17 protein-coding genes and 1 tRNA gene are annotated in these 24437 nt (G+C 46.4%); 7 read left to right on the top strand and 11 right to left on the bottom strand.

What is annotated here, in order from left to right; genetic code table 11:
* On the top strand, window positions 1-997 hold a 997-nt coding region (locus tag AC1DP6_RS35040; protein WP_477059053.1), incomplete at its 5' end, for an MlaD family protein.
* A 4-nt stretch (window positions 998-1001) separates the two neighbouring features.
* On the opposite strand, the gene AC1DP6_RS35035 is transcribed toward AC1DP6_RS35040, so the two are convergent.
* The 10 genes from AC1DP6_RS35035 to AC1DP6_RS34990 all read right to left on the bottom strand — a co-directional run bounded on the left by AC1DP6_RS35035 (window position 1002) and on the right by AC1DP6_RS34990 (window position 14155).
* Window positions 1002-1298 carry an isochorismate lyase gene (locus AC1DP6_RS35035; protein ID WP_477059052.1) on the bottom strand — a complete coding sequence of 99 codons (297 nt, stop codon included), beginning with the start codon at window positions 1296-1298 and terminating at the stop codon, window positions 1002-1004.
* A 1-nt stretch (window position 1299) separates the two neighbouring features.
* Complete coding sequence (locus tag AC1DP6_RS35030; protein WP_477059051.1) at window positions 1300-2004, bottom strand: 3-keto-disaccharide hydrolase; 705 nt, start codon at window positions 2002-2004, stop codon at window positions 1300-1302.
* Between the two features lie 150 nt (window positions 2005-2154).
* The gene (locus AC1DP6_RS35025) at window positions 2155-2853 is read right to left on the bottom strand and encodes a CDGSH iron-sulfur domain-containing protein (protein ID WP_477059050.1); all 699 of its coding nucleotides are present in this window, start codon (window positions 2851-2853) and stop codon (window positions 2155-2157) included.
* A gap of 164 nt (window positions 2854-3017) precedes the next feature.
* Window positions 3018-4364, bottom strand: coding sequence for an alpha-L-fucosidase (locus AC1DP6_RS35020; protein ID WP_477059049.1), 1347 nt, complete (start codon window positions 4362-4364; stop codon window positions 3018-3020).
* A 6-nt stretch (window positions 4365-4370) separates the two neighbouring features.
* Window positions 4371-5555 carry a DUF4998 domain-containing protein gene (locus AC1DP6_RS35015; protein ID WP_477059048.1) on the bottom strand — a complete coding sequence of 395 codons (1185 nt, stop codon included), beginning with the start codon at window positions 5553-5555 and terminating at the stop codon, window positions 4371-4373.
* A gap of 25 nt (window positions 5556-5580) precedes the next feature.
* Window positions 5581-6747, bottom strand: a complete 1167-nt coding sequence (locus AC1DP6_RS35010) for a DUF5000 domain-containing lipoprotein (protein WP_477059047.1) — start codon at window positions 6745-6747, stop codon at window positions 5581-5583.
* A 30-nt stretch (window positions 6748-6777) separates the two neighbouring features.
* Complete coding sequence (locus AC1DP6_RS35005; protein ID WP_477059046.1) at window positions 6778-8676, bottom strand: RagB/SusD family nutrient uptake outer membrane protein; 1899 nt, start codon at window positions 8674-8676, stop codon at window positions 6778-6780.
* 21 nt (window positions 8677-8697) lie between these two features.
* Complete coding sequence (locus AC1DP6_RS35000; protein ID WP_477059045.1) at window positions 8698-12084, bottom strand: SusC/RagA family TonB-linked outer membrane protein; 3387 nt, start codon at window positions 12082-12084, stop codon at window positions 8698-8700.
* Between the two features lie 239 nt (window positions 12085-12323).
* On the bottom strand, window positions 12324-13487 hold the full coding sequence (locus AC1DP6_RS34995) for a FecR family protein (RefSeq protein WP_477059044.1): 1164 nt from the start codon (window positions 13485-13487) through the stop codon (window positions 12324-12326).
* An 83-nt stretch (window positions 13488-13570) separates the two neighbouring features.
* Window positions 13571-14155, bottom strand: coding sequence for an RNA polymerase sigma factor (locus AC1DP6_RS34990; RefSeq protein WP_477059043.1), 585 nt, complete (start codon window positions 14153-14155; stop codon window positions 13571-13573).
* Between the two features lie 246 nt (window positions 14156-14401).
* Between AC1DP6_RS34990 and AC1DP6_RS34985 the strand changes: the two genes are divergently transcribed.
* The 6 genes from AC1DP6_RS34985 (at window position 14402) to AC1DP6_RS34960 (ending at window position 23049) form a co-directional block, all read left to right on the top strand.
* Entirely contained in the window at window positions 14402-15550 is a 1149-nt protein-coding gene (locus AC1DP6_RS34985) for a putative sensor domain DACNV-containing protein (RefSeq protein ID WP_477059042.1), read from the top strand.
* A gap of 61 nt (window positions 15551-15611) precedes the next feature.
* Complete coding sequence (locus tag AC1DP6_RS34980; protein WP_477027354.1) at window positions 15612-16211, top strand: pseudouridine synthase; 600 nt, start codon at window positions 15612-15614, stop codon at window positions 16209-16211.
* 147 nt (window positions 16212-16358) lie between these two features.
* Window positions 16359-18659: a family 20 glycosylhydrolase gene (locus tag AC1DP6_RS34975; RefSeq protein WP_477059041.1), complete on the top strand. Its 2301-nt coding sequence runs from the start codon at window positions 16359-16361 to the stop codon at window positions 18657-18659.
* 94 nt (window positions 18660-18753) lie between these two features.
* Window positions 18754-20052, top strand: coding sequence for a hypothetical protein (locus tag AC1DP6_RS34970; RefSeq protein WP_477059040.1), 1299 nt, complete (start codon window positions 18754-18756; stop codon window positions 20050-20052).
* 313 nt (window positions 20053-20365) lie between these two features.
* On the top strand, window positions 20366-22816 hold the full coding sequence (locus tag AC1DP6_RS34965) for a glutaminase family protein (RefSeq protein WP_477059039.1): 2451 nt from the start codon (window positions 20366-20368) through the stop codon (window positions 22814-22816).
* 160 nt (window positions 22817-22976) lie between these two features.
* Window positions 22977-23049: transfer RNA gene (locus AC1DP6_RS34960), tRNA-Lys, on the top strand.
* 293 nt (window positions 23050-23342) lie between these two features.
* Here the strand turns inward: AC1DP6_RS34960 and AC1DP6_RS34955 are convergent.
* Window positions 23343-24437, bottom strand: a 1095-nt coding sequence (locus AC1DP6_RS34955) for a DUF1508 domain-containing protein (RefSeq protein ID WP_477059038.1), incomplete at its 5' end; no start/stop codon positions are given.

Here is a 24437-nt window from a genome sequence, read left to right as displayed (position 1 = left end):
CATTGTAGGCATCTTTGTATTCCTGGGGTTGGCAATTTTTGTGACGGCGGTCATGATGCTTGGCAAACAACAAAAATTATTCAATAAATCTGTCCAGGTAAAAGCGATATTTAAAGATGTGAATGGTTTGGCTGTGGGCCGGAACATCCTGTATTCCGGGGTGAAAATAGGTACGGTGAAAAAAATCAGCTTTGTGAGAACAAACGCAATCCTCGTAGTGATGAATATTGATCAGAGCTCGCAGGAGTTTATCCATAAAGATGTGGAGGCCCGTATCAGTTCCGAAGGTTTAATGGGTAACAAGATTGTGATGTTGTCCGGTGGCTCCCCGAATGTACCGGTGGTTGAAGATGGTGACCAGCTTCATGTTGGCAGTGGATTAAGCACAGAAGAAATCATGAACACGCTGCAGGTAAATAATAAAAGCCTGGTAGAAATTACGGATAACCTCAAAGTCATCACCAAAGGAATGGTAGACGGAAAAGGTACGTTGGGTAAATTACTCACAGATGATTCCGTTTACAAGAATCTGAATTCCACCATGGCGGGTTTGAACGATGCCGTGGTCAATACCCGGCGGCTGACCAGCGCCTTGTCGTTATACGCTTCCAAGCTGCAAACAAAAGGTGTATTATCAAATGACCTGGTGACGGATACGATGGTGTTTTCAAATTTGCGTGCAGCAGTGGCGCAAATGAATAATGTGGCTGACAATGCCAATAAAACGGTACAGGATCTGCAGGCCACCAGCGCCGGCATCAAAGCCGACATGGCCAACCACAATGCGCCTATAGGCATGTTGCTACAGGACACATTGCTGGCGGATGCTTTCAAAGCCACCATTTATAACCTGGAAAGCAGCACAGAAAAGCTGGATACCAATATGATGGCCGTGAGAAATAATTTCCTGTTCCGTGGCTATTTCAGAAAACAGGCGAAGCGCGAAAGAAAAGCACAGCAGGAAAAAGAAAAGGCAGAAAAGCAGGCACAAAAATGACGGGCTATTGTTTGGCCTGCCAGTGTTGCATTTCTTCTTCTATAAAATGTTTAACGAGGTCGCTGTACATTTTTTCAATGGCGTCTGCATTTAACCCTGCGGCCGTTGCCCATTCTCTTCGTTGTTGTAACATGGCTTTAAACCGCTCTGGCGCCTGTACGGCGGTAGCACTCGTTTTGAATGCCGCCGCTGCTTTTACATAAGCAAAGCGTTTGCCCAGCAACTGCACCACTTCATGGTCAATAGCATCAATCTCGGTGCGTATGTCCTGCATGTTTTCGCAGGCTTCGGGTAGCTTCATATCAATGTCCTTTTTCAGAGAGCGCTTTAATAGGGGTGAGGTCTACTTTGCGGAATTCCACTTCAGAGCCTTCTGCCTGCAGTGCAATCTGACCTTTGCGGGCAGTGGCCTGCGTACCGTAGTTAACGAGGTCGCCGTTTACCCATACTTTAATGGCGTTGCCCACACATTCAATGATCATGGTATTCCATTCTCCCAGCGGTTTTTCTGAACCATCGGTGAGGTTGAGGATACGGCGTTTTTTACCATCTACTGCGCCCCATTCACTTTTGGGACCGCGGCGTTTTTCCATGTCAGGAACGGTGATGTCTTCACCAATGCACCAGAAATCACCGGCATCCTGGTTTTGCAGCTGCACTTCTATTGATTTCGGAAACATGCCGTACAATACGCGGGGAGTAGAGGCAAATACCAGTACACCGCAGTTGCCCGGTTTAGCGGGGAAACGGTATTGTACTTCCAGGCGATAGTTTTCATAGCTGGCATCGGTAATGAGATGCCCCTGTGGGTTAGCCAGACTAACGACTACACCATTGCGTACCAGGAAAGGACTGCTCACGGCTTTGTCTTTGTCCATGGCAGGAACATCTATATGCCAGCCGCTAAGGTCCTTGAAATTGAATAAACTGCGCGTTTGCGCGTTTACGTTGGCAGCACCGCAAAGCATAGTGGCAGCAATGCAGGAGGAGAAAATGAATTTTTTCATAAAGGAACCGATAGGAATTATGAATTACGAATTACGAATTACGAATTACGGATTTATGTGAAGATAGTAAACGCGAAGGTTATTCGCTATTATCTTCACATAAATCCGTAATTCGTAATTCGTAATTCGTAATTCATAATTCGTAATTCCTCACCCGAGGCCATCTTTAAAACCCATAGACGCATGTGAACCGTCGCAGAAGGGTTTGTTAGCGGAGGCGCCGCAACGGCATAAAGTGACGCGATTACGTATTTCATATGGTACCCCGTCTGCGTCTATGACTTCGATACCACCCTGCAACCACAGGGGGCCGCTGATATCTTTGGCAGGATCTTCAATGATGCCGATGGCGGGCTCCAGTTTGGGTTCTATGGGTGTTTGTGTTTCCCGGTCCCAGGCTACCAGGCGGCCGGATGGACATTCGCCTACCTGCTTGATAAACTGCGCCTTCACAGTAGGATCATCGGAATCATTGACCATACTCCATACCTGTCCGTTAGGATCGCAGAAACGTGCAAACGCACAGAGGTGCTGTACATCTGTGAGCAGCAGCGTCGGACCTTCCAGCAATTCGGCTTCTTCTACATAGGCCGTATGTCCTGCTGTTTCGGTGCCTTCAAAACGGATTTTTAAATGGGTATCGTCACAAAAGGGCTTGTGTTTGGAATGTCCGCATCTGCAAAGATAAAAAGGTTGTTCTGTTGGCGTGAAGGCTTTGCCGGGAATCCATTTCACGGATTCCTTATGTACGTTGGTGCCAATGGTTTCCAGTCGCAATGGTACGGTGCCGGAAACTTCGTAAGGACCGTCAGGGGTTACTTTTACCTGTATGCCTGGTGCTGCTTTCATGATGATCGGGTTTAACCAACGTAAACAACCGGGAACGGGAAAGGTTGAGAATTACGAATTAGGAATTACGAATTACGGATTTGTGTGGAGATAACAACGGATGGTATCCGCGTTTACTATCTCCCTACAAATCCGTAATTCGTAATTCCTAATTCGTAATTCTATTACTGCAGAACCAGTTCAACTACTGGTATCTCCATTGCCGGCTTTTTTTCCGGGAGAGATAATACCACACTATTATCTCCATCGGCGGCGAATTTCACTTCGGAGTTATCGTGGAGGAACTGGGCATATTTTACTTTGCCTTTGTAGCCTGGGAGGACAACGCGGGCATTGTAATCCAGGAGGTGTACATACAATCTTTTCGTAGTTGGATTGTAGGTCAGCATCGTATTTTGTGGGACCTGAAAGGTTTCGGGTGCATAGGTGCAGCCATAAATGGATTCACTGTTGCCTTTCATCCAGTCGCCGATATTGCCGAGGGCACTTTGTGCGCGGTAGTCGAATACACCACGGGCAGTAGGGCCAACGTTGAGGATGAGGTTACCACCTTTACTTACGGAACCAATCAGCAGTTGCAGTAATTCGTGGGTACTTTTCCAGGTGTTTTCATCGCGGTAATATCCCCAGGAGCCGGAGAAGGTTTGACAGGTTTCCCATGTTTTACCACGGAACTTTGCCAGCTCTTCTACTTTTACCTGTTCAGGTGTGAGGAAGTCGGCGCCATCTTCGTATTCATCCAGGTTCAGGCGGTTATCCACGATAATAGAAGGCTGCAGTTTGCGGATCATTTTCAGCAGTCCTACTGCATCCCAGTCATTTTTGTCTTTACCATTTTTGCCGGGATAGGAGAAGTCCAGCCACAGGATATCTATTTTACCATAGCGGGTTAATAGTTCTGTAATCTGGTTGCGCATATACTGGCGGTATTTGTTCATGTCTTTGCCCTGGTTCAACCGGGCGAAAGTGCTGTCAGCGCCATTGGATGGGCGTTGCGGATGTACCACGTCAATGGTGAAGTCAGGATGGTGCCAGTCGATCAACGAATAGTAGAAACCTACCTTAATACCTTCTGCGCGGAATGCATCTACAAATTCCTTTACGAGGTCGCGTTTAGCGGGCGTGTTGGTGGCTTTGTAGTCGGTATACCTGGAATCAAACAGACAAAAGCCTTCATGATGTTTGGTGGTGAGTACGGCGTACTTCATACCAGCAGCCTTTGCCTGTTTGGCCCAGGATTTCGGATCAAACTGATTGGGATTAAATAAGTCAAAGTAGTTTTGATATTGTGCGTTGGTCAGCTGCTCGTTATGCTTTACCCATTCATGCCTGGCGGGCATGGCATATAAGCCCCAGTGGATGAACATTCCAAAGCGGTCATGTGTCCACCAGGCCATGCGTTGTTCTTTCTGTGCGGCTGTTTCCGTACCTATTCTTTTTAACTCCTGTGCCTGCACGGAGATGAGCGGACTGAATAGCAGTGCTGCTATCAGCAGTTGTTTCTTTAGCATGTGTCGTTATTTATCTTTTATCAGTAATACTTTATTTACACGGATGGTTTGTTCTGCGGGTGAGGTATAGGTGCCGGTGAACCCTACGGTAACGGTAGTGGTAGCGGACAAACTAAATCCGGCAGATGCATATTTATTGTTGTTATCGACAATTTTTGCGAAGCCCAGCGCAGTATTCATCTGGTTAACATCAGGCAGTTGGTTTCCGGCAGCCACTACCAGGTAAGTGCTTTCGAGGGTGTTGTCGATGTTGGAGATATCTGCCTCAAACTTGTAATTTCCTGGCGGCAGTGTAAAGGTCTGGTATATTTTACCATTGGTGATGGTGCCGTTATCCCAGATCCAGAGTGTCAGTCGGCCTTGTCCGTCTATTTCATCATAGGTACCATTCCTGCCAGCTTCACTGTTATATTTCCAGTCTTTCAGCTGCCCGAAACGCCCGCCAGGCATTTGTACCGCATCCCGGATGAAAGGAGCGCCAGGATTTAGTATATATGTTAACGTGACATCTTCTTTTATACCGGAGGTAGCGAACGAGGTATAAAAAGTATCTACTGCCAGCGGATCCGGAATATACAGGGTACGGTAGCGGAAGTTACTGCCGGAAAGATAATTCGGCAGCGTAGTTATCTGCATCTCGGGTTCTGCATGAATGATGGTGTCGTGCAGTACATGATCGCTGGTGGAGTATTGCAGTTGCATACCGATGATGCCGCCGGTGGTAWCAATGTTTGCCCAGGGTATCACTGCATTGCCGTTTTTCATTTCTGTATTACCTAATGCCCTGCTGAGTAATGCATCTTCATATAAACTACCATACACAAAACCATTCGCTTCTGTTCTTACGGAGATGTTACCGTCTTTGTCATAATTAAACACTTCAAAACCGTACGCCCTTTCTTCCAGTTTGTCAATAATGAAGCGGATGGTATCAACGCCGGAGGTCCGTTTAATAGCTATGACAGCAGAGTCTCTCCGGTTATTCCAGTAGATTTTTGATTTGCTGACTTTGGGATCCGCGATGAGCAGCCAGGAGAGCTGTACCCGGTTACGTCCCGGATGTACTTGCAGGGAATCGGCTTTGCCGGTGTAAAGTATTTCTCCTTTTTCGATAAATCTTTTATAGTCATCCTGTTTGCGGCAAGCCGAAAATAGCAGCAGGCAGCCTATGATATAGCTAAGTGTGCGCATAAATTTTTTTTTAGGTAGATGATCATCATTTGTCGTTACCCCAGAATTTCATTTGCTGGATGTTAGCGGCATAACCGCCATCGGTCCAGGTACGTAGAATTTTAAGGCGTATGTACCTCACTTTGGGCGCATTCAGTGGCACGGTCATTTGTTCACCGGCGATGGAGGCATCTATGTCATCCTGTGTTTTTTGTCCCACTGGTAAACCGGAAGGTTTTATCACGGTATGTTCTACTAACCGGGTCCAGCTATCCCAGCTGCCATCGGAGGCAGGGTTCACGGATCCCCAGATTTCAAATTTGCGGACGTTGTTCTGCAGGTAGATCCATTCGTTAGGGCGTTGCCATAATGCAATGCGGCTCAACTGCGCAGTGATGCCCAGATCAAAGGTGATGGACATGGGGAATCCATCCAGCTTATCGGCGGAGTGCCACATGGTGCCATTCCATAAACCGGAGATAGGGTAGCCCCAGCCGAAGTCGGTATCTCCCGGTAATTTTACTTCCCGGAAAGTACTTTTGTCGAGGAGTTTTTCAAAGATGGGAACAAGGTCCTGCAGGATGGTATCTGATTGATTACCCCAGTGGTCTCTTACATAAAAGCCAAACTTCCTTTTGGTGGCAGCATAGCCTCTCACAGAATAATTGCCTTTTTCCAGTTTGGTATAATGCACATCCGCCGGACCAAATACGCCGGAGGAATCTGTGGTGAGTGTAACGATGGCCAGATCTGCTTTACTATCGTTCGTGAAGGCCACGTTGATACCGCCGAAATCTTCTTTTATTATTAACGAGTTGCGTACGTTCATCATTGGGGGCGACAATGGTTTTACTTTCGTAACCACGGCATCGGATGCCACCTCATTACGGCTTACCACGTACAGGGAGATGTCGTGGGCGAGTGAATCGCCAAAGCCATCTACAACGAGGAAGTTGTTATAGTAAGATGATCTTATTTCGCGTTGCTTTCCTGATTGGATATTGTATACGGCTTTTACGTAAAGGATATCTTTATTATCGGGGAGGCTGTAACTGATTTTAGCAGCACCGGGCATATTGGTGATGTTCAGATTTGTCAGTACATCCGGTTTACTTCCCGTGGTATTTATCGGCGCGTGTGTTTCTTTCTGACAGGCGGCTACCAGCAGGAGCATAGCGCCGGTAAGCCATGTTAAAAAATTATACGGTTTCATGTTGTCGGCTGTTTACGTAAGTGGAAAAAGTTACCATCCAAAGTTTTGCACCAGTTTGGGATTATTGAGTAAATCCCAGCTATCCAGCGGCCAGAAATAATTCCGTGTCTGGAATGTTTGACGGAACAATGTTCTGACGCGGTAATAGAAGGCTGGATCTGACTGATCTACGTCCCAGCCGGTAACCGGTTTATTCAGTTCTTCCATACTTTTTTTCCAGCGGCGCAGATCCCAGAAGCGGGCACCTTCGAAGCTGAGCTCTATGAGTCTTTCCTGGTGGATGATCTGTCGGAATCCTTCTTTGGTCTGGAATTTTCCTGGTTGTTTGGAGTAGTTGGTCCAGGCGGTTTGCACGGTGGGCAATCCTGCACGGGCTCTTACTTTATCGATGTATTTGAATGCTTCCGCTTCAGGACCACTTTGTTCATTCAATGCTTCTGCATACAGCAGGTAGAGATCTGCCAGGCGCATTTCTGGCCAGCTGTAGGTTTTCACATACAGGCCTTGTCCTTCCAGTATTTCATTTTTCCAGTTGATCATTTTTTTGCAGAAGTAACCGGTCACGTTATTATCGTAAATGTTTTTCCTGGTTTGCCATTGGCCGGCCTTCGATTCTATATGAAAAGTTTTTTTCTGCATGCTCCAGATGGCGCCATCAAATGCGAGGTCGGCATAGAAACGTGGTTCCCGGTTGAAGTGGGTGGCGGCAGTGGTGTAGCCTTCCTGGATGAGTTCTCCTTCTGCTTTGGTGGCGGTTCTTAACTTCAGCCGGTTGGCATAGTCCCAGGTATTATCTTCATTGATAGGCACGCCTTTATCTGTGTAGAACTGATCGGCTATTTTCATGGTAGGAGCTACGCTGCCTACTACGGATTCGTTACCGATGCGGGCGGGATCCAGGCGGGGCATCATCTGCCGCTGCATGTCGTAGTTCATCGCATTGGAATTGTTCCAGATGATTTCCGGATTCCATTCTTCACAAACGCTGTTGCGTAAAGACATTTGCCTGGTCATGGTATCAGAGAGAATGACGCCCAGCTGATCGAAGGTATATAGCAGCATCCCCATTTTTTCGCACTCGGTGATGGCAGCTTTACAGGCGTCAACCGCTTTTGTCCATTTGTTGGGATCGTATGCCGGGTTGAACAGCGGCGTACCATCGTAATTTTTAAAACCGGTATAATCCGGGTTACCATTAAACAGTGGGCTGGCGGCTGTGACCAGTATACGTGCTTTGATGGAAAGTGCAATGGGTTTGGTAAGACGTCCCAGTTCAGTGGATCTGTCGGTAATGAGTTCCGGTAAGCCAATAGCAGCGGTATCGAGCAGGCGGGAGATGTAGTTGAATACAGTGTCTACATGCAGGCGCGGTATCTGGGTTTCCTGTATAGGACTGGAGATAGGAAGATTATGATCTATAATCGGAACAGGACCGTACATGCGCAGCAGCACCCAATGATAGTAGGCTTTGAGGAATTTTACTTCCGCAATCCAGCGATCTTTTTCGGGTTGGCGCATATCTACCACTTTATTAATATTGTCGAGGAAGATATTGCAATCGCGGAGTCCCCTGAAGTAATAACTCCATTGCGACATATAGATGACGTTAGCACTCAGGAAGCCCTGTGCAATTTGCCATGGGGATTCATCGGTGCTGTAAGGGCGTACCATCCAGAATTCATCACCGGAAAGCAGCGCAGGATTAGCACCAAAATCAGCAGATTTAGGGAGATAAGAATAGCAGGTGAAAAGATATTTTTCTGCTTCTGCGCGCATAGTAAACGCGTTGTCGATGGTAGCGATATTATCCGGTACCACATCCAGGAATTTTTTGCAGGCAGTAAACTGCAGCAGCAATGTGCATAGCAGTATGCGCAGCGCTTTTTGGCGGAAGGAGCGGGTATATAATGTAGTAGTGATATGTTTCATTTTGCACAATTAATCGGTGAATCAAAGTCCCAGGTTAATGCCCAGATTTATTACACGTTGCACCGGGTATCCGAGTCCGTTGCCACCCATTTCAGGATCCCAGGTTTTGAATTTGCTGATCACAAACAGGTTAGAGGCATTGGCATAGATGCGGGCGGTGGTCATGTGTATGCGGTCCAGCAGGCGTTTGGGTACCGTGTATCCCATCTCTACTGATTTTAACCGCAGGAAGTTGCCACTGCGCATCCACCAGGTAGAAGTCTGGTTGTTGTTAGCCACAAAGTAGTCGCTCAGTCGCGGCCAGAAAGCATAGAGGTTCCTGTTGCTTTCACTCCAGTGATCGTCTGCAATAGACTGTAGCAGGCCATGCTGGCCGCCGCCATTTAGTACAAATGGTGAGGTACTGTAGGAATCTATCCAGAAAGAAGACCTGGCAGAGCCCTGGAAGAAGAAACTAAGGTCCAGTTGTTTGTAGCCAAAAGAAAATCCGAATCCATAGGTGATTTCCGGTGTAGTGGGTAATCCTATGGGTACTGCATCAGCACTGTTAATCTGACCGTCACCATTTACATCGTGGTATTTGATATCTCCGCCCATCACTACCTGGCCCCAGTTCTGGTAAGCAGAGTTGGCCACTTCCTGGTCATCTACAAATAATCTTTCTGCGATATATCCATAGTTCTGTGAAAGTGATTGCCCTACGCGTGAACGGTAAGCTTCYGGATAAGTAGGCTCCTCATTGACCAGCAGTTTGCTGGTGGCATAGGTGAAGTTACCGCGGAACTGTATGAAGGAATTATTGTTAAAACTTTTCGTATAGTCCACCGCGAGATCCACTCCTTTACCGGAAGCTTCGCCCACATTGGCCTGTGTTAAGGCATTCAGCCCCATGGTGCTGGGGATGGTGCTGCGGGTCATGAGGATGTTTTTACGATGTTCCTGGTATACGTCCAGCTGTACATTTACCGCATTGAACAAGCCCAGCTCCAAACCGAGGTTTGTTTTATAGGATTGTTCCCAGGTGATTTCCCTGTTTTCATAGCGGTTAATAGAGATACCATTGCGATAGTATTCTCCTCTTTCACCGAAGTAACCACCTTTGCCGCCGTCATTCATATTTACATCGGAGAGGTAGAAGAAGCGGTCGTTTTCATTACCGATCTGGTCATTGCCTACGATGCCGTAAGTAGCTCTCAGCTTCAGTTTGTCGATGGTATGTTTGAGTGGCTGAAAAAAGCTTTCCTCCTGTATATTCCAGGCAACACCGGCAGAGGGGAAAAATCCGAAGCGGTGATTGCTGGCAAATCTTTCAGAGCCGTTGTAGCCGAAGTTAAATTCTGTCAGGTAACGGTTGTCGTAGCCGTAGGTGAACCTGCCGGAAATACCCTGGTTACGGTGGGGCAGTGATGACTGCAGCGAGCCGGCATTAGCAGTGAGGTAGTTACGGAATAGGCCGATGAGCATACCGGAAACACTATGTACTTTATTAAAGTCCTGGTTATAGTTCACGGCGGCTTCCATGTAGGTAGTTGTTGTCATGGTTTTACTGCCCGGACTATAGTTCAGGTATTCCGTACCATTGGTGTTGAGTGAAGTCAGTTGAGGTACCTTATCATACTGATCATATTTCATGGTATAGAAATAGGGAGTATACTGACGGGTTAAATCGAAATAAGAATAACGTTCTGTGTATCCCATCATCCTGGCACTCAGTCCTGGCAGGATGAACTTAAAGTCCTGCTTTAATTCTGCCTGCACCAGCAGGGTAGAAGTATTGTATTGCGAATAACCGGAAACTGAGTTGGCGTAAGGATTATTATAGAGGTTGCCGCCATCGCCCGGTATGCTGTTGTATCCGGGTTTTATGGCGTTACCAAACAACGGATGTTTCAATTCCGGTGCGTAACTGGAGGGATATACCGCCGGGAACATCACCGGGTTGGCCCAGATCGTTTGTGAAAACAGGCTACCACCGCCGCCTACAGGTCCGTTGTATTCATCGAACTGTCCGTAAGTACGTACAATGGCGGTAGTAGTGGGGGTGAGGTTTATATTAACATTGGAACGGAGCGAGTAATTTTTTAGTTTGATGTTGCTGTTAAAGTTGTTTCGTTTATCTACGTTCAATATGCCATTGTCTACATTGTAAGTACCTGCTACATAAAACTGGGCTACTTTTCCGCCGCCTTTCAGGTTAAAGTTGGTGCGTTGGTTAATGGTGTAGTCTTTGATCAGTTGCTTTATCCAATTATTATTTGGATATAGCAGTGGATCATCGCCGGCAGCAGTATGGTCTATTTTGGTTTGTGAATACTGTACATCCCGCAGCGGGTTCCTGGTGAGCACCGCTTCGTTGGCCAGGTTCATGTAAGTGATGTTGTCTGCAAAATGAAAGTTGCGGGTATTGCTGGAAATCGAATTTTCGAAACGTACGTTAAAAGATGTTTTTGCTTCCACACCGGATTTAGTGGTCACGAGTACCACGCCATTGGCGCCCCTGGCGCCATACAGGGAGGATGCGGTGGCATCTTTCAAAATAGAAAAGCCGGCAATATCATCGGGCTGTAAGCGGGCCAGGTCATTGGTGCTGGATTCCATTCCATCAATCAATATCAGCGGATCTACTTTACCGGTACCAAAAGTGGTGATGCCGCGAATGAAGAAGCTGGCATTATCTCTTCCCGGTTCGCCACTACGCTGGTAGGAAATAACACCGGAGAGCCGGCCGGCCAGCATGGTAGTAAGGTTGCTGGTAGGACCTTTCAGCTCTTTAGGGTTGATGCTGGTGACCGCACTTACCATACTGGCTTTTTTCTGGGTACCATAGGCAACCACCACTACTTCTCCTACATCAGATACTTTTTGTTGCATCACTATTTTAATGAGCTTATCACTTTTTACGGCCACCGTTTGTGGTACCATGCCGATCATGGTAAATAATAAGCTGTCGCCCAGGTTGGCTTCAATCGTAAAAATACCCAGGTCATCTGTGAGTGCATTGGAGCGGCCGGATTTGTTGACCACCGTAACGCCTACCATTGGGTTGCCGTTACTTTCTGTCACCTGCCCTTTTATTTTAATACGGGCAACTTCCGGGACAGAGGAGCGGATGACCGTTTTCTTTTTGATGATGATTGTTTTTTTAACAATGGAATAGGCGAGTGGCTGGTCTCTGAAGATATCTTCCAGCACACGTTCCAGCGGAGCGCCGTCTTGTGAGCAGTTGACGGGTTTGGCATTGTCGATCATCTGCAGATCAAAGACAAACACATACCCTGTTTGTAGCCGGATAGCTTTAAACACTTCCAGCAGGGAAGCGGCTTTTACGTGCAGGGTGACTGACTGCGCATATCCGTTGGCGTTAGCCTGCAGCACCAGGGATAGCAGCAATACGAAGGTTAGTTTCATAAAGCGAAATAGTTTTTGGTTTGATGTACCACGCCATTTGAGGTGGCGGGCTTTTTGTAAAAGGTGCATCATGTGCGTTTAATAAGATGAATAGATTCTGGTAAGTGAGGACATAGCTACGCCTTGACGTGCCTGTCGTCTGTCGTTATTCACTGCCGGATGTTAGAACAAGTGTTAAGCTGTTGTCGAATTTGGTTGACTGATCATTCTTTTCATAACTATCGATTGTAGGTTTTTTTTTAAGGACTTACGGTAATGGTTTTATCTGCTATATTAAAATGTATCGTACCTGTTAATTCTAATTGTTCGAGGATATCATTCAGACTATCCTGTCTGGAAAAGGTAGCGGCAAAAGACTTATTGGTTACTTCGCCTTCATAGATCACCTGCAGATCATACCAGCGTGCCAGCTCCCGCATAATTGTTTTGATATTACCATTGAATTCGAAGCGTCCTTCTTTCCAGGCGATGGCGGCATTTACATCTGCGTTGCTGATGCTGATACCATTATGTTCTCTGTTTACCAGTGCCTGTTGTCCGGGTAATAAACGTCTTACCGATGTCCCGTTGATAATATTCACCCCGCCTTCCAGGAGAGAAGTACAGATATTTTTTTCTTCTTCGTAAGCCATGACATTGAAGTGGGTGCCCAGCACGGCTATTTTCGTGGTATTGGTTTTTACAATAAAGGGCTGGTTAGCTTGTGGAGCTATCTCAAAATAAACTTCTCCCTGTATGGCTACTTCCCGGGTGCTATCTGTAAATGCGGTAGGGAAGCGGATAGAGGATGCGGCGTTCAGCCACACTTTGGTGCCATCGGGCAGTACTACCTGGTAGGTGCCACCTTTGTTGGTATATATGGTATTGACAGTAGGCGTGATAATGGAATTGCTGCTGTTATAAGAAAGGAGATTCCCCTGTTGGTTTACAGATACACCTGATTGTACTGCTACGGTAGTTGTATCCGTTTGTTCCAGGTCAATAACGGAGTTGTCGCCGAGTACGAGTCTGGCCTTTTCATTTTTGGGCTGGGCCGGGTGGCTGCTGGCCACAGGCATGTTGGCAGGGCTGCTTTTCTTATACAGTTTATACCCGGTAACGGAAATCGCTGCCAGGATACATGCGGCAATGGCGGCCCGTTTCCAGAGTGGTACTACCCGGATGCGGGCTGGTGTAACGCCGCCGGATGTTGTTTGCATGATTTGCTGTAACATGTTGGCGGCGGTATCGTCGGGCATGGTGCCAACGTCGTCCGCATCCAGCAGGAGTTCATCCAGCAGCTGCTTTAGTTCTTCGTCATGTTCTGTCTTTTCTACCAGGAGCATAAATTCCTGTTGTTCTTCCGGCGTGGACTGCCCGGAATAGTATCGACTGAACAGGTATCTGAAACGGGATACTGTCATGAAAAGCGATTTGATAATGGTGTCTGAATAAGGAGACGATAAAAAGGAGCGGATGGGTTAGTGGCCCGAAAAAAAAATTCGATTTAGCAGCAAAGGCATATCAGCAGGAGGAAAGTATTGAGGTCCATACGTGCCAGACAGAAGGCGCGGATAGAGCGCATGGCGTTGGCCAGATGCACTTTGATGGTTTCGGGAGATAATTGCAGGCGGTCCGCAATTTCATTTCTTTTCAGCCCCTCTTCTTTACTTAATTTATAGATGAGTCCTTGTTGAGGAGGTAACTGAGCGATGGCGTTAAGGAGAATCTGTTCATATTCTTTTTGAATCATGGCAGCCTCTCTTATATTATTGACCATGGTAGCAGAGAGTTCTGATTCCATGAGCTGTTCCCTGGCCAGTAATTTGAGTGCGGYGAAAATATGATTGCGTGTAACCGTAAAAAGATAGGCTTTAAAATGACTGATTTCATGTAGCTCCTGGCGTTTCAGCCACATCTTCAGAAAAACATCCTGTACGGTATCTTCTGCCTGTGAGGTAGAACCCAGTAAACGGAAAGCAATAGCGTATATACGGTGACGATAGTGATGGAATACAGCGGCAAAAGCATTGTCATTGCCTTTTGCAAGACTTAACAATAGTTCCCTTTCATTATAGGTATTGACTTCCATACGTGGTTACAGTAGAGGCAAATTACTGTTTTATAACATAGCTTGTTAACCGTAAATTCGCCGGGAGTAATATTATTTTAGCTATTAGCTGTTAGCTTTTAGCTTTTAGGAAATGCAGCGAAGGAATAATGGGAATGATAATGTTATGTTCCTCTTCGCTGCATTTCCTAAAAGCTCTTTTTTTACGACATTTTGAAAAGCCTTAATTTAGTGGTTTAATCCGGACCTAAAAGTGAACCTGGCATTATGGAAATAGTTAATGAAGCAACGTATCAGGCCGCCGCTAAGGTAGCCGGGACTATAGAAGCACATTTTCAGAAGCACCTTTCTACTGCTAAAGAGGAAGGGGAAGATGACCTCGCCGTGGTACCTACCTCGCGGCAGGTAGAGAAAATTATTGATGTGGCCTTCTGGGCCAGTTTACGTAAAGAAGAAGGTAACCCAATCCGTATATCACTGGCATTTTTGTCACCGTCGCAGGCAGGTAAGCCTTTATTGTTTGAGAAGCCGCTGTTGCTCACGCCACAGCTGCTCACCAAGCTGGCACCGGGTGTAGAACGTCCGGGCATACATGTGGGCGTGTGGTTTGAGGGAGATGAACTGTATGTATGGGGAACGACCATTAAATTACCGAACCTCTGTTTTGTACTGGACGTTTCCGAGCCGGGATTGCTGGTGGTGAAACACCGTCGCGCTGCCGGGTTGGGCAAATTTACCAACGTGGCCGTATTACGCGGCGACCAGATAAAGGTGGTGAATGAAGACAGTGGCCTGCTGCCCGATAGCCCGGCTATCCTTAAATCACTGCTGGGCCTCACGCCTTCCTGTTTATGGAATAATGGGGTGAATGTGCTGATACAGATCGCCGTATCCATGCGGGCACATAAACGGGGCGGTATTTTGCTGGTAACACCTTCTAAAAGTGATGCCTGGCGCGACTCTATCATACATCCGCTGCAATATCCCATCCATCCGGCTTTTTCAGGCGTAGCGGATCTGCTGCGTTATGATGGTAAAAGTGTAACAGAAATTTTCTGGCAGAATGCCCTTCGGAGAGAAGTAGAAAATATTACCGGTCTTACTGCTGTAGACGGGGCTACCATTGTCAACGATCAGCAGGAATTACTCGCCTTTGGCGCTAAAATAACCCGGGCCAAAGATGCCTGGCCGGTAGATAAAGTATTGCTGGCAGAGCCGATTGAAGGTGGTATTCCAACGTTGATCCATCCATCGGCGATTGGTGGTACCCGGCATTTGTCGGCCGCACAGTTTGTGCATGATCAGCACGATTCGCATGCGCTGGTGGCTTCACAGGATGGCTATTTCACCGTATTTTCCTGGTCGGCCCGGCAACAGCTGGTACAGGCACACCGGATAGATATATTGTTGTTGTAATCAGTATCATCCCGGATGAGACAAACATCCGCTGGAATATTCTTTACTTTGCCACCATTATATGGATCGATACTTTATTATTAATAAGCCACACAACATGGTTTCGCAGTTTGTGAGCTCGCACCCGGTGAGACTTTTGGGGGAACTGGATTTTGATTTTCCGGAAGGAACGCATGCGATCGGACGGCTGGACAATGATTCGGAAGGATTATTAATATTAACCACCAACAAAAAAGTAACGCGGCTGTTATTCCAGGGCAAGGCGCCACATGAGCGCACTTACCTGGTAAGGGTAAAGGGCATCATGAGCGAAGCTACTTTACAGCGGCTAAAAGAAGGCGTTGCCATTTGCATTGCTGAAGGACAGGAATATATTACCACCCCCTGTCGCGTAAACATCGTAGACCGTCCTCCTGGTTTATTTGATCATCCCCGGGAGTTACCTAATAATGCACCACATACCTGGTTAACGATTACGTTGACAGAAGGAAAATTTCACCAGGTAAGAAAGATGGTAGGAGCGGTGCATCACCGCTGTCAGCGCCTGATCCGCGTATCTATTGAAGACTTGTTGCTGGGCGACCTGCAGCCGGGAGAAGTAAAGGAGTTTGCGGAAGAAGAATTTTTTTCCCTGCTGAAGATTGATGACTATAAAGATTAGTGTATCCATATTGGAAATTGTTTTTTATAAAGATGTTTCCCGCACAGTCGTCAATTTTGCCGCAGGATTAGAGAAGATCGCATTAGGTTAACGGGTTGATTCTTATTACGTTTGCGCTTTGGAATCATGTTTTAACGAGATATTATTATGAGGAAACTTTTCTGGCTTGCAGGGGCTTTGTGTTTAGCGCTGCAGGTTACTTCCGCGCAGTCACCGCGCTACCCCATTATTCCCTATCCGCAACAACTGGTGGCTAAAACCGGCACATTTGTGATCACACCGGCTACCAGCCTGGTATTGCCGGAGGACCCTGCGCCATTTTTAATTGAAACGGCACAACTGGAACTGTTGTTGACCCAGGCATTGGGTAAGCCGTTGCCAACTGCGAAGAAGGCGGTGAAAGGAGCGATTGTATTGCGTCAGAACCCTGCGCTGGCAGGAGAGGAGGACTATACGCTGGATATCAGCGGAACGCAGTTGCTGATCACCGCGAAAACGGGCACCGGTTTTTTCCGTGCCATTCAAACATTGCGGCAGTTGATGCCTGCCAGCATAGAAGATGTCAATACACCCGATCTGACAAAAATTATTCTTCCTGCGATGCAGTTGAAAGATCATCCGGCCTACGGCTGGCGTGGTATGCACCTGGATGTGTCGCGTCATTTCTTCTCAGTGGATTATCTGAAAAAATTCATTGACCTGCTGGCATTATATAAAATGAACAAGCTGCACCTGCACCTGACAGATGATCAGGGCTGGCGCATTGAAATAAAAAAGTACCCGTTGCTGACGTCTCAGGGCGCATGGCGGGAATTCAACAATCAGGATTCCGTGTGTATGCAAAAGGCGGTGAACAATCCTGATATGGCCATTGACACCTCGCACATCATCCATAAAGATGGTAAAACATTGTATGGTGGCTTCTATACGCAGGAGCAGATGAAAGACGTGATCCGTTATGCCGCTGCACGCCATATTGAAATTGTTCCTGAAATAGATATGCCCGGACATATGATGGCCGCCATCAGGGCCTATCCGTTCCTGGCCTGCAGCAGTGAATTGGGCTGGGGGAAAACCTTCTCCACACCGATTTGTCCTTGTAACGAATCTACTTTTAAGTTTGCCGAAGATGTGTTTACCGAGATCGCTGAATTGTTTCCTTCCAAATATATTCACCTCGGCGCCGATGAAGTAGAGAAAACCAGTTGGGCCGCAGCGCCTGGCTGTGCGGAAGTGATGAAGGCCAACAACCTGAAAACGGTGGAAGAGCTGCAAAGCTATTTCGTAAAACGGATGGAGAAATTTTTCCAGTCGAAAGGTAAAACGCTGATTGGCTGGGATGAAATCCTGGAAGGTGGTATCAGTCCTACTGCCGTGCTGATGTACTGGCGCTCATGGGTACCTGATGCGCCGGTAAAGGCAGCCAGACATGGCAACCAGGTGATCATGACACCCGGAAATCCGCTGTACTTCGATGGTGTGCCTGATCGTAATTCTATTTATAACGTATATCATTTCCAACCGATCCCCAAAGGATTAACGGCGGATGAAGCCACCCATATTATGGGAGCACAGGCGAATATCTGGACAGAATACATTCCTTCAGAAAAACGCGTGGACTATATGTTTATGCCACGTATGACTGCCCTGGCGGAAGTGTTATGGACAAACCGCAACGAATACGACAGCTACCTCCAACGGCTGAACGAACAATACAAGCGCCTGGATCTGTTGGGTGTACACTATCGTTTACCTGACCTGGATGGGTTTACAGAAGATAATGTATTTGTAGACAATGGAACGCTGGATGTGAAGAAGCCACTAACGGATATGACTATCCGCTATACTACAGACGGCACTATTCCTGGTGATAATGCCACCGTATTGCCGGCACATTATACCATCAGTGAGCCACAAACCATTAAGCTGGCGGCTTTCAGTCCCGCAGGTAACCGTGGCGATATCTATACGCTGCACTACCGCAAAGAAGCTTACCGCAAAGCTACCGTGGTTAAGGATGCGCGTCCGGGTTTGAAACTGGATTACTATGCAGGTACTTTTAAAAGCGCTGCTAAAATAAAAGAACAGTCCGACAGCAGCATCCGCGTAAACAATGCCATTATTCCGGAAGGAATGGGCAAGGGTGGCGGTGCATTTGGCGCCCGCATACAGGGTTACATCAACGTACCCGTTACCGGTATCTACAGTTTTTACCTGACCGTTGATGACGGAGGAATATTATATATAGATGACCAGGAAGTAGTGAATAATGATGGCTGGCATGCTCCTTTTCAGAAGAGTGGGCAGGTAGCACTGGAGAAAGGCTGGCATCCGGTAAAGGTAGCATTTGTAGAAGGTGGCGGTGGTTATACCCTTAAACTGGAATACAGTGTGAATGGCAGCAAGCTGCAACCGGTGCCCGACAGCTGGTTTGGAGCAGGAAGATAATAAAGCAATACATAACTATAGGAGCGGATGACGATAAGTCATCCGCTCTTTTTTGTTTATATAAAGTGCAATTTTTTGTTATTTTTATGGCATTATGCGCATTATAAAAATACTATTGTTCCTGTTAACCATCGGCCAGGTGGCATTTGCAACGGATGCTGCGTTGGCAAAAATACTGGCCTCCCTTAGTGGAGAGCAAAAAACATTGTTGTACCAGTATGGTACATTAAACACCTGGGCAACTCCGGCGCAGGCAGACAGCTTCTGGCGGCAGCATCAAGCGGAGCTGACCAATATTTCGCAAGAAGATGGAAAGTTGCTGGCTACGGAGCTACTGGCTAATACAGAGCTGGTGTATTCCATTAAGAAGCCTTCCCGTCTGCAGGCACTCCGGGGTGTGTTTACCGCTTCCCGGCTGTTACTGGGGCTGGCAGGGCTGATAGGCGCCTTTGCGTTGCTAATGTTGCTCGGTAAGTATATGCCGGGAATATGGAAATGGCTGGTGTTGCGTTTTTCCGGGGTATTCCGCTTGCTGTTTTCGCCACGTATGCTCAGCTGGGAACTGCTGGTAGTGGGCATTGCCATCGTTTACTTTGGTCCGATGTTGTCGGACGTGATGCTCCGGACGGCGGTGATCCACCTGGGATTTGCGCTGATATGGACGCAACTAACGGCGATCGCTACACGTCAACATGGTGCGAAGCAGTATGTGGATGTTATCCGGCGCAGCTATAGTAATGAGTATAGCCCGCTGAGGATATTTGTGAATATATCTGTTCCTGCCTTACTCGTTTCCGTGGCGATATTCCGGGTGATGTGGGTGTGTCCGGATACCTGGTACCGTTACGAAGTGATTGTGCCGGTGATGATCGGCATATTTGCGTTGCCGCCGTTGCGTGGCATGGAAGGGATTGTAAGCCGGGTGTTGTTTCCATTCCGGGAGTCTCATCTGAGAGCCCAGGACCGGCGCTTAGCTGCTTATATCGTGATATCAATAGTAATATGGATCATCTTGTTGGTGTTACCGGTATTATTGTATGAGTCGCTGCTGATGCTGACCATTTTCGTGGCTGGGCTGTTGTTTGTGCTGTCGATTGCAGAAGTGACGCATTGTGGCCCCGGAAATTACTGGTGGCTGCAGGCAATGACGCTGATCTTCCTGTTTGCCGCCCTGATGGTGGGGGCCCAACGGGAGCTGCTTTTCCTGACCTGGGTGGGCATGGGAGGTTTGGTGGTATATGTGCTCATCAAGTATTGGGAATTGCCGGCGGTATTCGGCTCGAGCTGGAAGAACAGGAAGGGCTGGGGCGTACTGGGCATGGCTTTGCTGATATGGGGCATTGCCATATTGATTCGTGCGCATCCGGAATGGTTTGTGCTGTTTCGTGGGTAGTTTAATAAGATTTAATGTAAAATTTGATGTAAAAGTGTATTTTTGCGCTCCTTACCTGTATCGAATTTAATTAATTTAAGATACGCGTAGATCTGAATAACGTACTGACAAGGCTTCTCAGGGCCTCCAAGGCGTTCGCAGGGTCTACGCTTTTTTATTTCTCTGACATTTTTTTGCCCCGGCTAGTACTATTGGTGTTTGTAACAGATATGTAACGAATGCTATTCCTTTTTATGAGCGGTGATAATTCACAGCAGAAATGTAATAGATTCAATAATAGTATTTTCTACACTTAATTGTTTTAAATCACGTTATGGTGAGAACACTTGCATTTTTAGCATTGCTTGGCCTGGGCGGCAGTGTGGCAGCACAACAGCAGGCGCCGGCCTATCCACTGATCACACATGATCCTTATTTTAGTATCTGGTCGACCACAGATGAGTTGAATGGCAGCTCCACTACTCATTGGACGGGTGCTTCCCAATCCCTCACGGGCCTGGTAAAAGTAGATGGCGTTACCTATCGGGTACTCGGACAAAACGTGCAAAGCTATCAGGCGGTTGTGCCAACGAGCGATGAAAAGGCGTACCAGGTAAAGTATACCGAAACAGCTCCGGCTGATGACTGGATGCAGGCTACCTATGACGATAAAGCCTGGAAGACTGGCAAAGCGCCGTTCGGCGATAACTCCGGCATGGGCGGCACTCCCTGGCATAGTCATGACCTCTGGACCAGGAGAACATTCGATGCAGGTGACTTATCATCTGCTGAGTTATTTTTAAAGATATCTCACGATGATAATATTAAAGTATACCTCAACGGAGAAGAGATTTACAATTACAAAGGCTGGCTGAATAAATATATTTATCTCCCTATTCCAGATGCCGCAAAAAGTAAATTAAAAAGCAAAGGGAATGTATTGGCTATTCATATCCTGAACACCGCCGGTGGCGCTTTCCTGGATGCCGGTATTTCGCGATTAGCTGCCGCTCCCGGGGAGAAAGGCATAGAGGACGGGGTACAGACTGCCGTGAACATCAATGCCACGCAAACCAGCTATAACTTCACCTGCGGCAAAGTAGATCTCACGCTTACGTTCACCTCTCCATTGCTGATGGATGACCTGATGCTGCTGTCGAGACCTGTATCTTATATTTCCTATAAGGTAGCCGCCAATGACAACGCGAGCCACCAGGTAGCTGTATATTTCGGCGCTTCTTCCAACCTGAGTGTGAACGTGCCCTCACAGCCGGTTACGGCTACTAAATATACCTCTGGCAAGCTATCTGTTTTAAAAGCAGGCACCAAAGAGCAGCCGGTACTAAAGAAAAAAGGAGATGACCTGCGTATCGACTGGGGCTACATGTATGTGGCCGCACCAACCGCCGCACATCCTGTACAATACATCAGCGCTGCTAACGATGCCATGCAGGCATTTGCCAACGGCACTACTCCCGGCACCAAGCAGGATAAGGACCTCGTGTTAAGTACCGTTGTGAGCCTGGGCACCGTCAACAGCACCGCTAAAGAACAACTGTTTCTGCTCGGCTATGACGACCTGTTTGCCCTTCAGTATTTCAATACCAACCTCAAAGCCTGGTGGAAAAATGATGCCACCCAAACCATCGATAAACAATTGAACGTGGCTTACACCGACTACGCCAGCATCCTTGACAAGTGCGCGAAATTCAACGCACAACTACATAAAGATGCCGTGAGTACCGGTGGGGAATCTTACGCCAAACTCTGCGAACTGGCCTACAGACAAGCCATCTCCGCACATAAGCTGGTAAAGAGTCCACAGGGAGATATTCTTTTTCTTTCCAAAGAAAATTTCAGCAACGGATGCATCAATACTGTAGATGTCACTTATCCATCTGCTCCGTTATTTCTCCTTTACAATCCTGATTTGCTGAAAGGCATGATGAATGGCATCTTCTATTTTTCTGAAAGTGGTAAATATACCAAGCCTTACGCGGCGCATGATCTGGGTACGTATCCACTGGCTAACGGTCAGGCATATGGCGAAGGTATGCCGGTAGAAGAATCCGGTAACATGCTCGTATTGGCAGGCGCCATCGCCCGCGCAGAAGGCAATGCCGACTACGCCAAAAAACATTGGACTACCTTAACTACCTGGGCCGAATACCTGCTGAAAGAAGGCTTCGATCCCGCTAACCAGTTATGTACCGATGACTTTGCAGGTCACCTCGCACGTAATACCAACCTCTCACTTAAAGCTATCGCCGGTATCCGTGCATATGCCATGCTGGCGCGCATGTGCGGTCAAACAGCTGTAGCAGATAAATATGAAAACAGCGCCAAAGAAATGGCCGCCAACTGGATTAAACTCGCAGATGATGGCGATCATTTTAGTCTCGCTTTTGAAAGCAAAAACACCTGGAGCCAGAAGTACAACATGGTGTGGGACAAAGTGCTGAACTTTCATCTCTTTCCCACTGACGTGTACAAGAAAGAAATAAACTTCTATCTCACGCAGCAACATAAGTACGGTCTGCCACTGGATAGCCGCAAGACTTACACCAAGTCAGACTGGATTATGTGGACGGCGGTATTAACTGACAACGCCACTGATTTCAGTGCATTCATTGAGCCACTATACACCTATGCTACGGGCACGACTACACGTGTTCCACTCAGCGACTGGCATGAAACCACCGATGGTAAAATGGTGGGCTTTCAGGCGCGTAGTGTAGTAGGAGGGTACTTTATGAAGATGCTGGATGCGAAGTTTAATCCGTGATATTTTAGCTCTTCCCGCGTTGCCGGGAAGAGCTTTTTTATAGCGTTTTATATATATCAGAAATGTAGCTGAGATAAATAATTAAAAATGAAGTGAATAAAATTTGGAAGTAATTTAGAAATTCCTATCTTTGCACTCCGTTAAACAAACGGGTGTGAATGATTCCCTAGCTCAGTTGGTAGAGCAATACACTTTTAATGTATGGGTCTTGGGTTCGAGTCCCAAGGGGATCACTGGAGAGTTTCAAAGCCTGCGTTAGTCGCGGGCTTTTCTTTTTTGCTCTATAATTTGCTCTATAATGATTGCGTGGAGCGGTAGAGTTTACGAGGCTTTACAAAGAGGAAAACTATCTTTACCAAGATACATTTTTAAATACAGAGTAATTCATTTTAAATTTTAGCCAATTTGGGAACAAAGCCAAGGTTTTTGATATTTTGTCAGCAGTACTCTATATTTCAGAGAAAAAAAATGAACAACAATAGCTAGTTTTTTTAGCTAGCTATTGTTGTTCATTTTTTTTAAGGGTTTAGTATTCAATTATCGCATCCCGGGCAATTGCCATAACGACTGTGATACTATTATCTCGAGCTGATGAGCTTTCAAACATTTCACTGGTGCCAATGATTTGTCCATTAGACGCTTTTAGATTAAAGTAATGTTTGGAATTTGTAGATGTTTTCTTTTCAAATCTATCTTCAAGTTGAGAATTAACCTTAACTGAATTTATTCCATTCTCACACCCAGATAGGGAAATATATCCTTCACTTACTAAAAGTACTTCCCCATTAGACGCCCTTAATTTAAAGCGATATTCTCCATTGTGGCTTTGCGTGATAACAAATTTCCTTAAGCTATTGCCGCGAAAGTTTTGAGTACTAGGATTGACAAAAAGATCGAGCTGCTTTTCTACGGGACTTCTATTGAATGGAATAATATTAGAAATATCCTTTCTTTTAATAAATATTTCTTCTAGACGTTCTAATTCGGATTGTCTAATGTTTAAGAAATCTTGACCATTCCCTTGCTTTAGGGCATCAAGTGCTTTAGGGGTTATAGCGTGACTTGCTAATATTTCACTATTATACAAAAATGATTCATCCAGTAATATTTTCTTTGCGTAACCATATTTAACTGGCCCTAAAATTATTCTATTAGCATGATCAGTAAAAGTAGGTAATATATAGTGTAAAGCTTTACTGCCAGATTCGCTCAGCAATTCTTTACCATTCAGAATTTCCCCGCTTTCGAGATTTCTTGGGTTTAAGGAAAGTAAGAAAAGGATATGAGTCTTTACTCTAGCATACCTAAAATCGAATTTATCTGGAAATTCAACTGTATAGTCATCATAATCAATTTTAATTGTAGTTTCTTCTTCGGTTTTGGCAAATTCTCGAATCGCATCTAATCCCTTCTTAACCTTAGAGCTATTGGCTCCTGCAAACCAACCTGAATATGATGTTATCCAAAACCAACGCTCTAATTCTTTTTTCTTTTGGTCACTTGGATTATGGCAATTAAAAAAGAACTCACTTAAAAAAACAAATTGTAGATTATAAGGTAATAATTTATCACCAGGAATGTTTAATTCATTATATAAGAAGTTCGCGGCATGGACTATGGC

It is taken from the genome of Chitinophaga sp. 01L420 (assembly GCF_056399985.1).
Note: the sequence above shows the minus strand (reverse complement) of the source record. Positions and strands in the feature narration are given on the sequence as shown.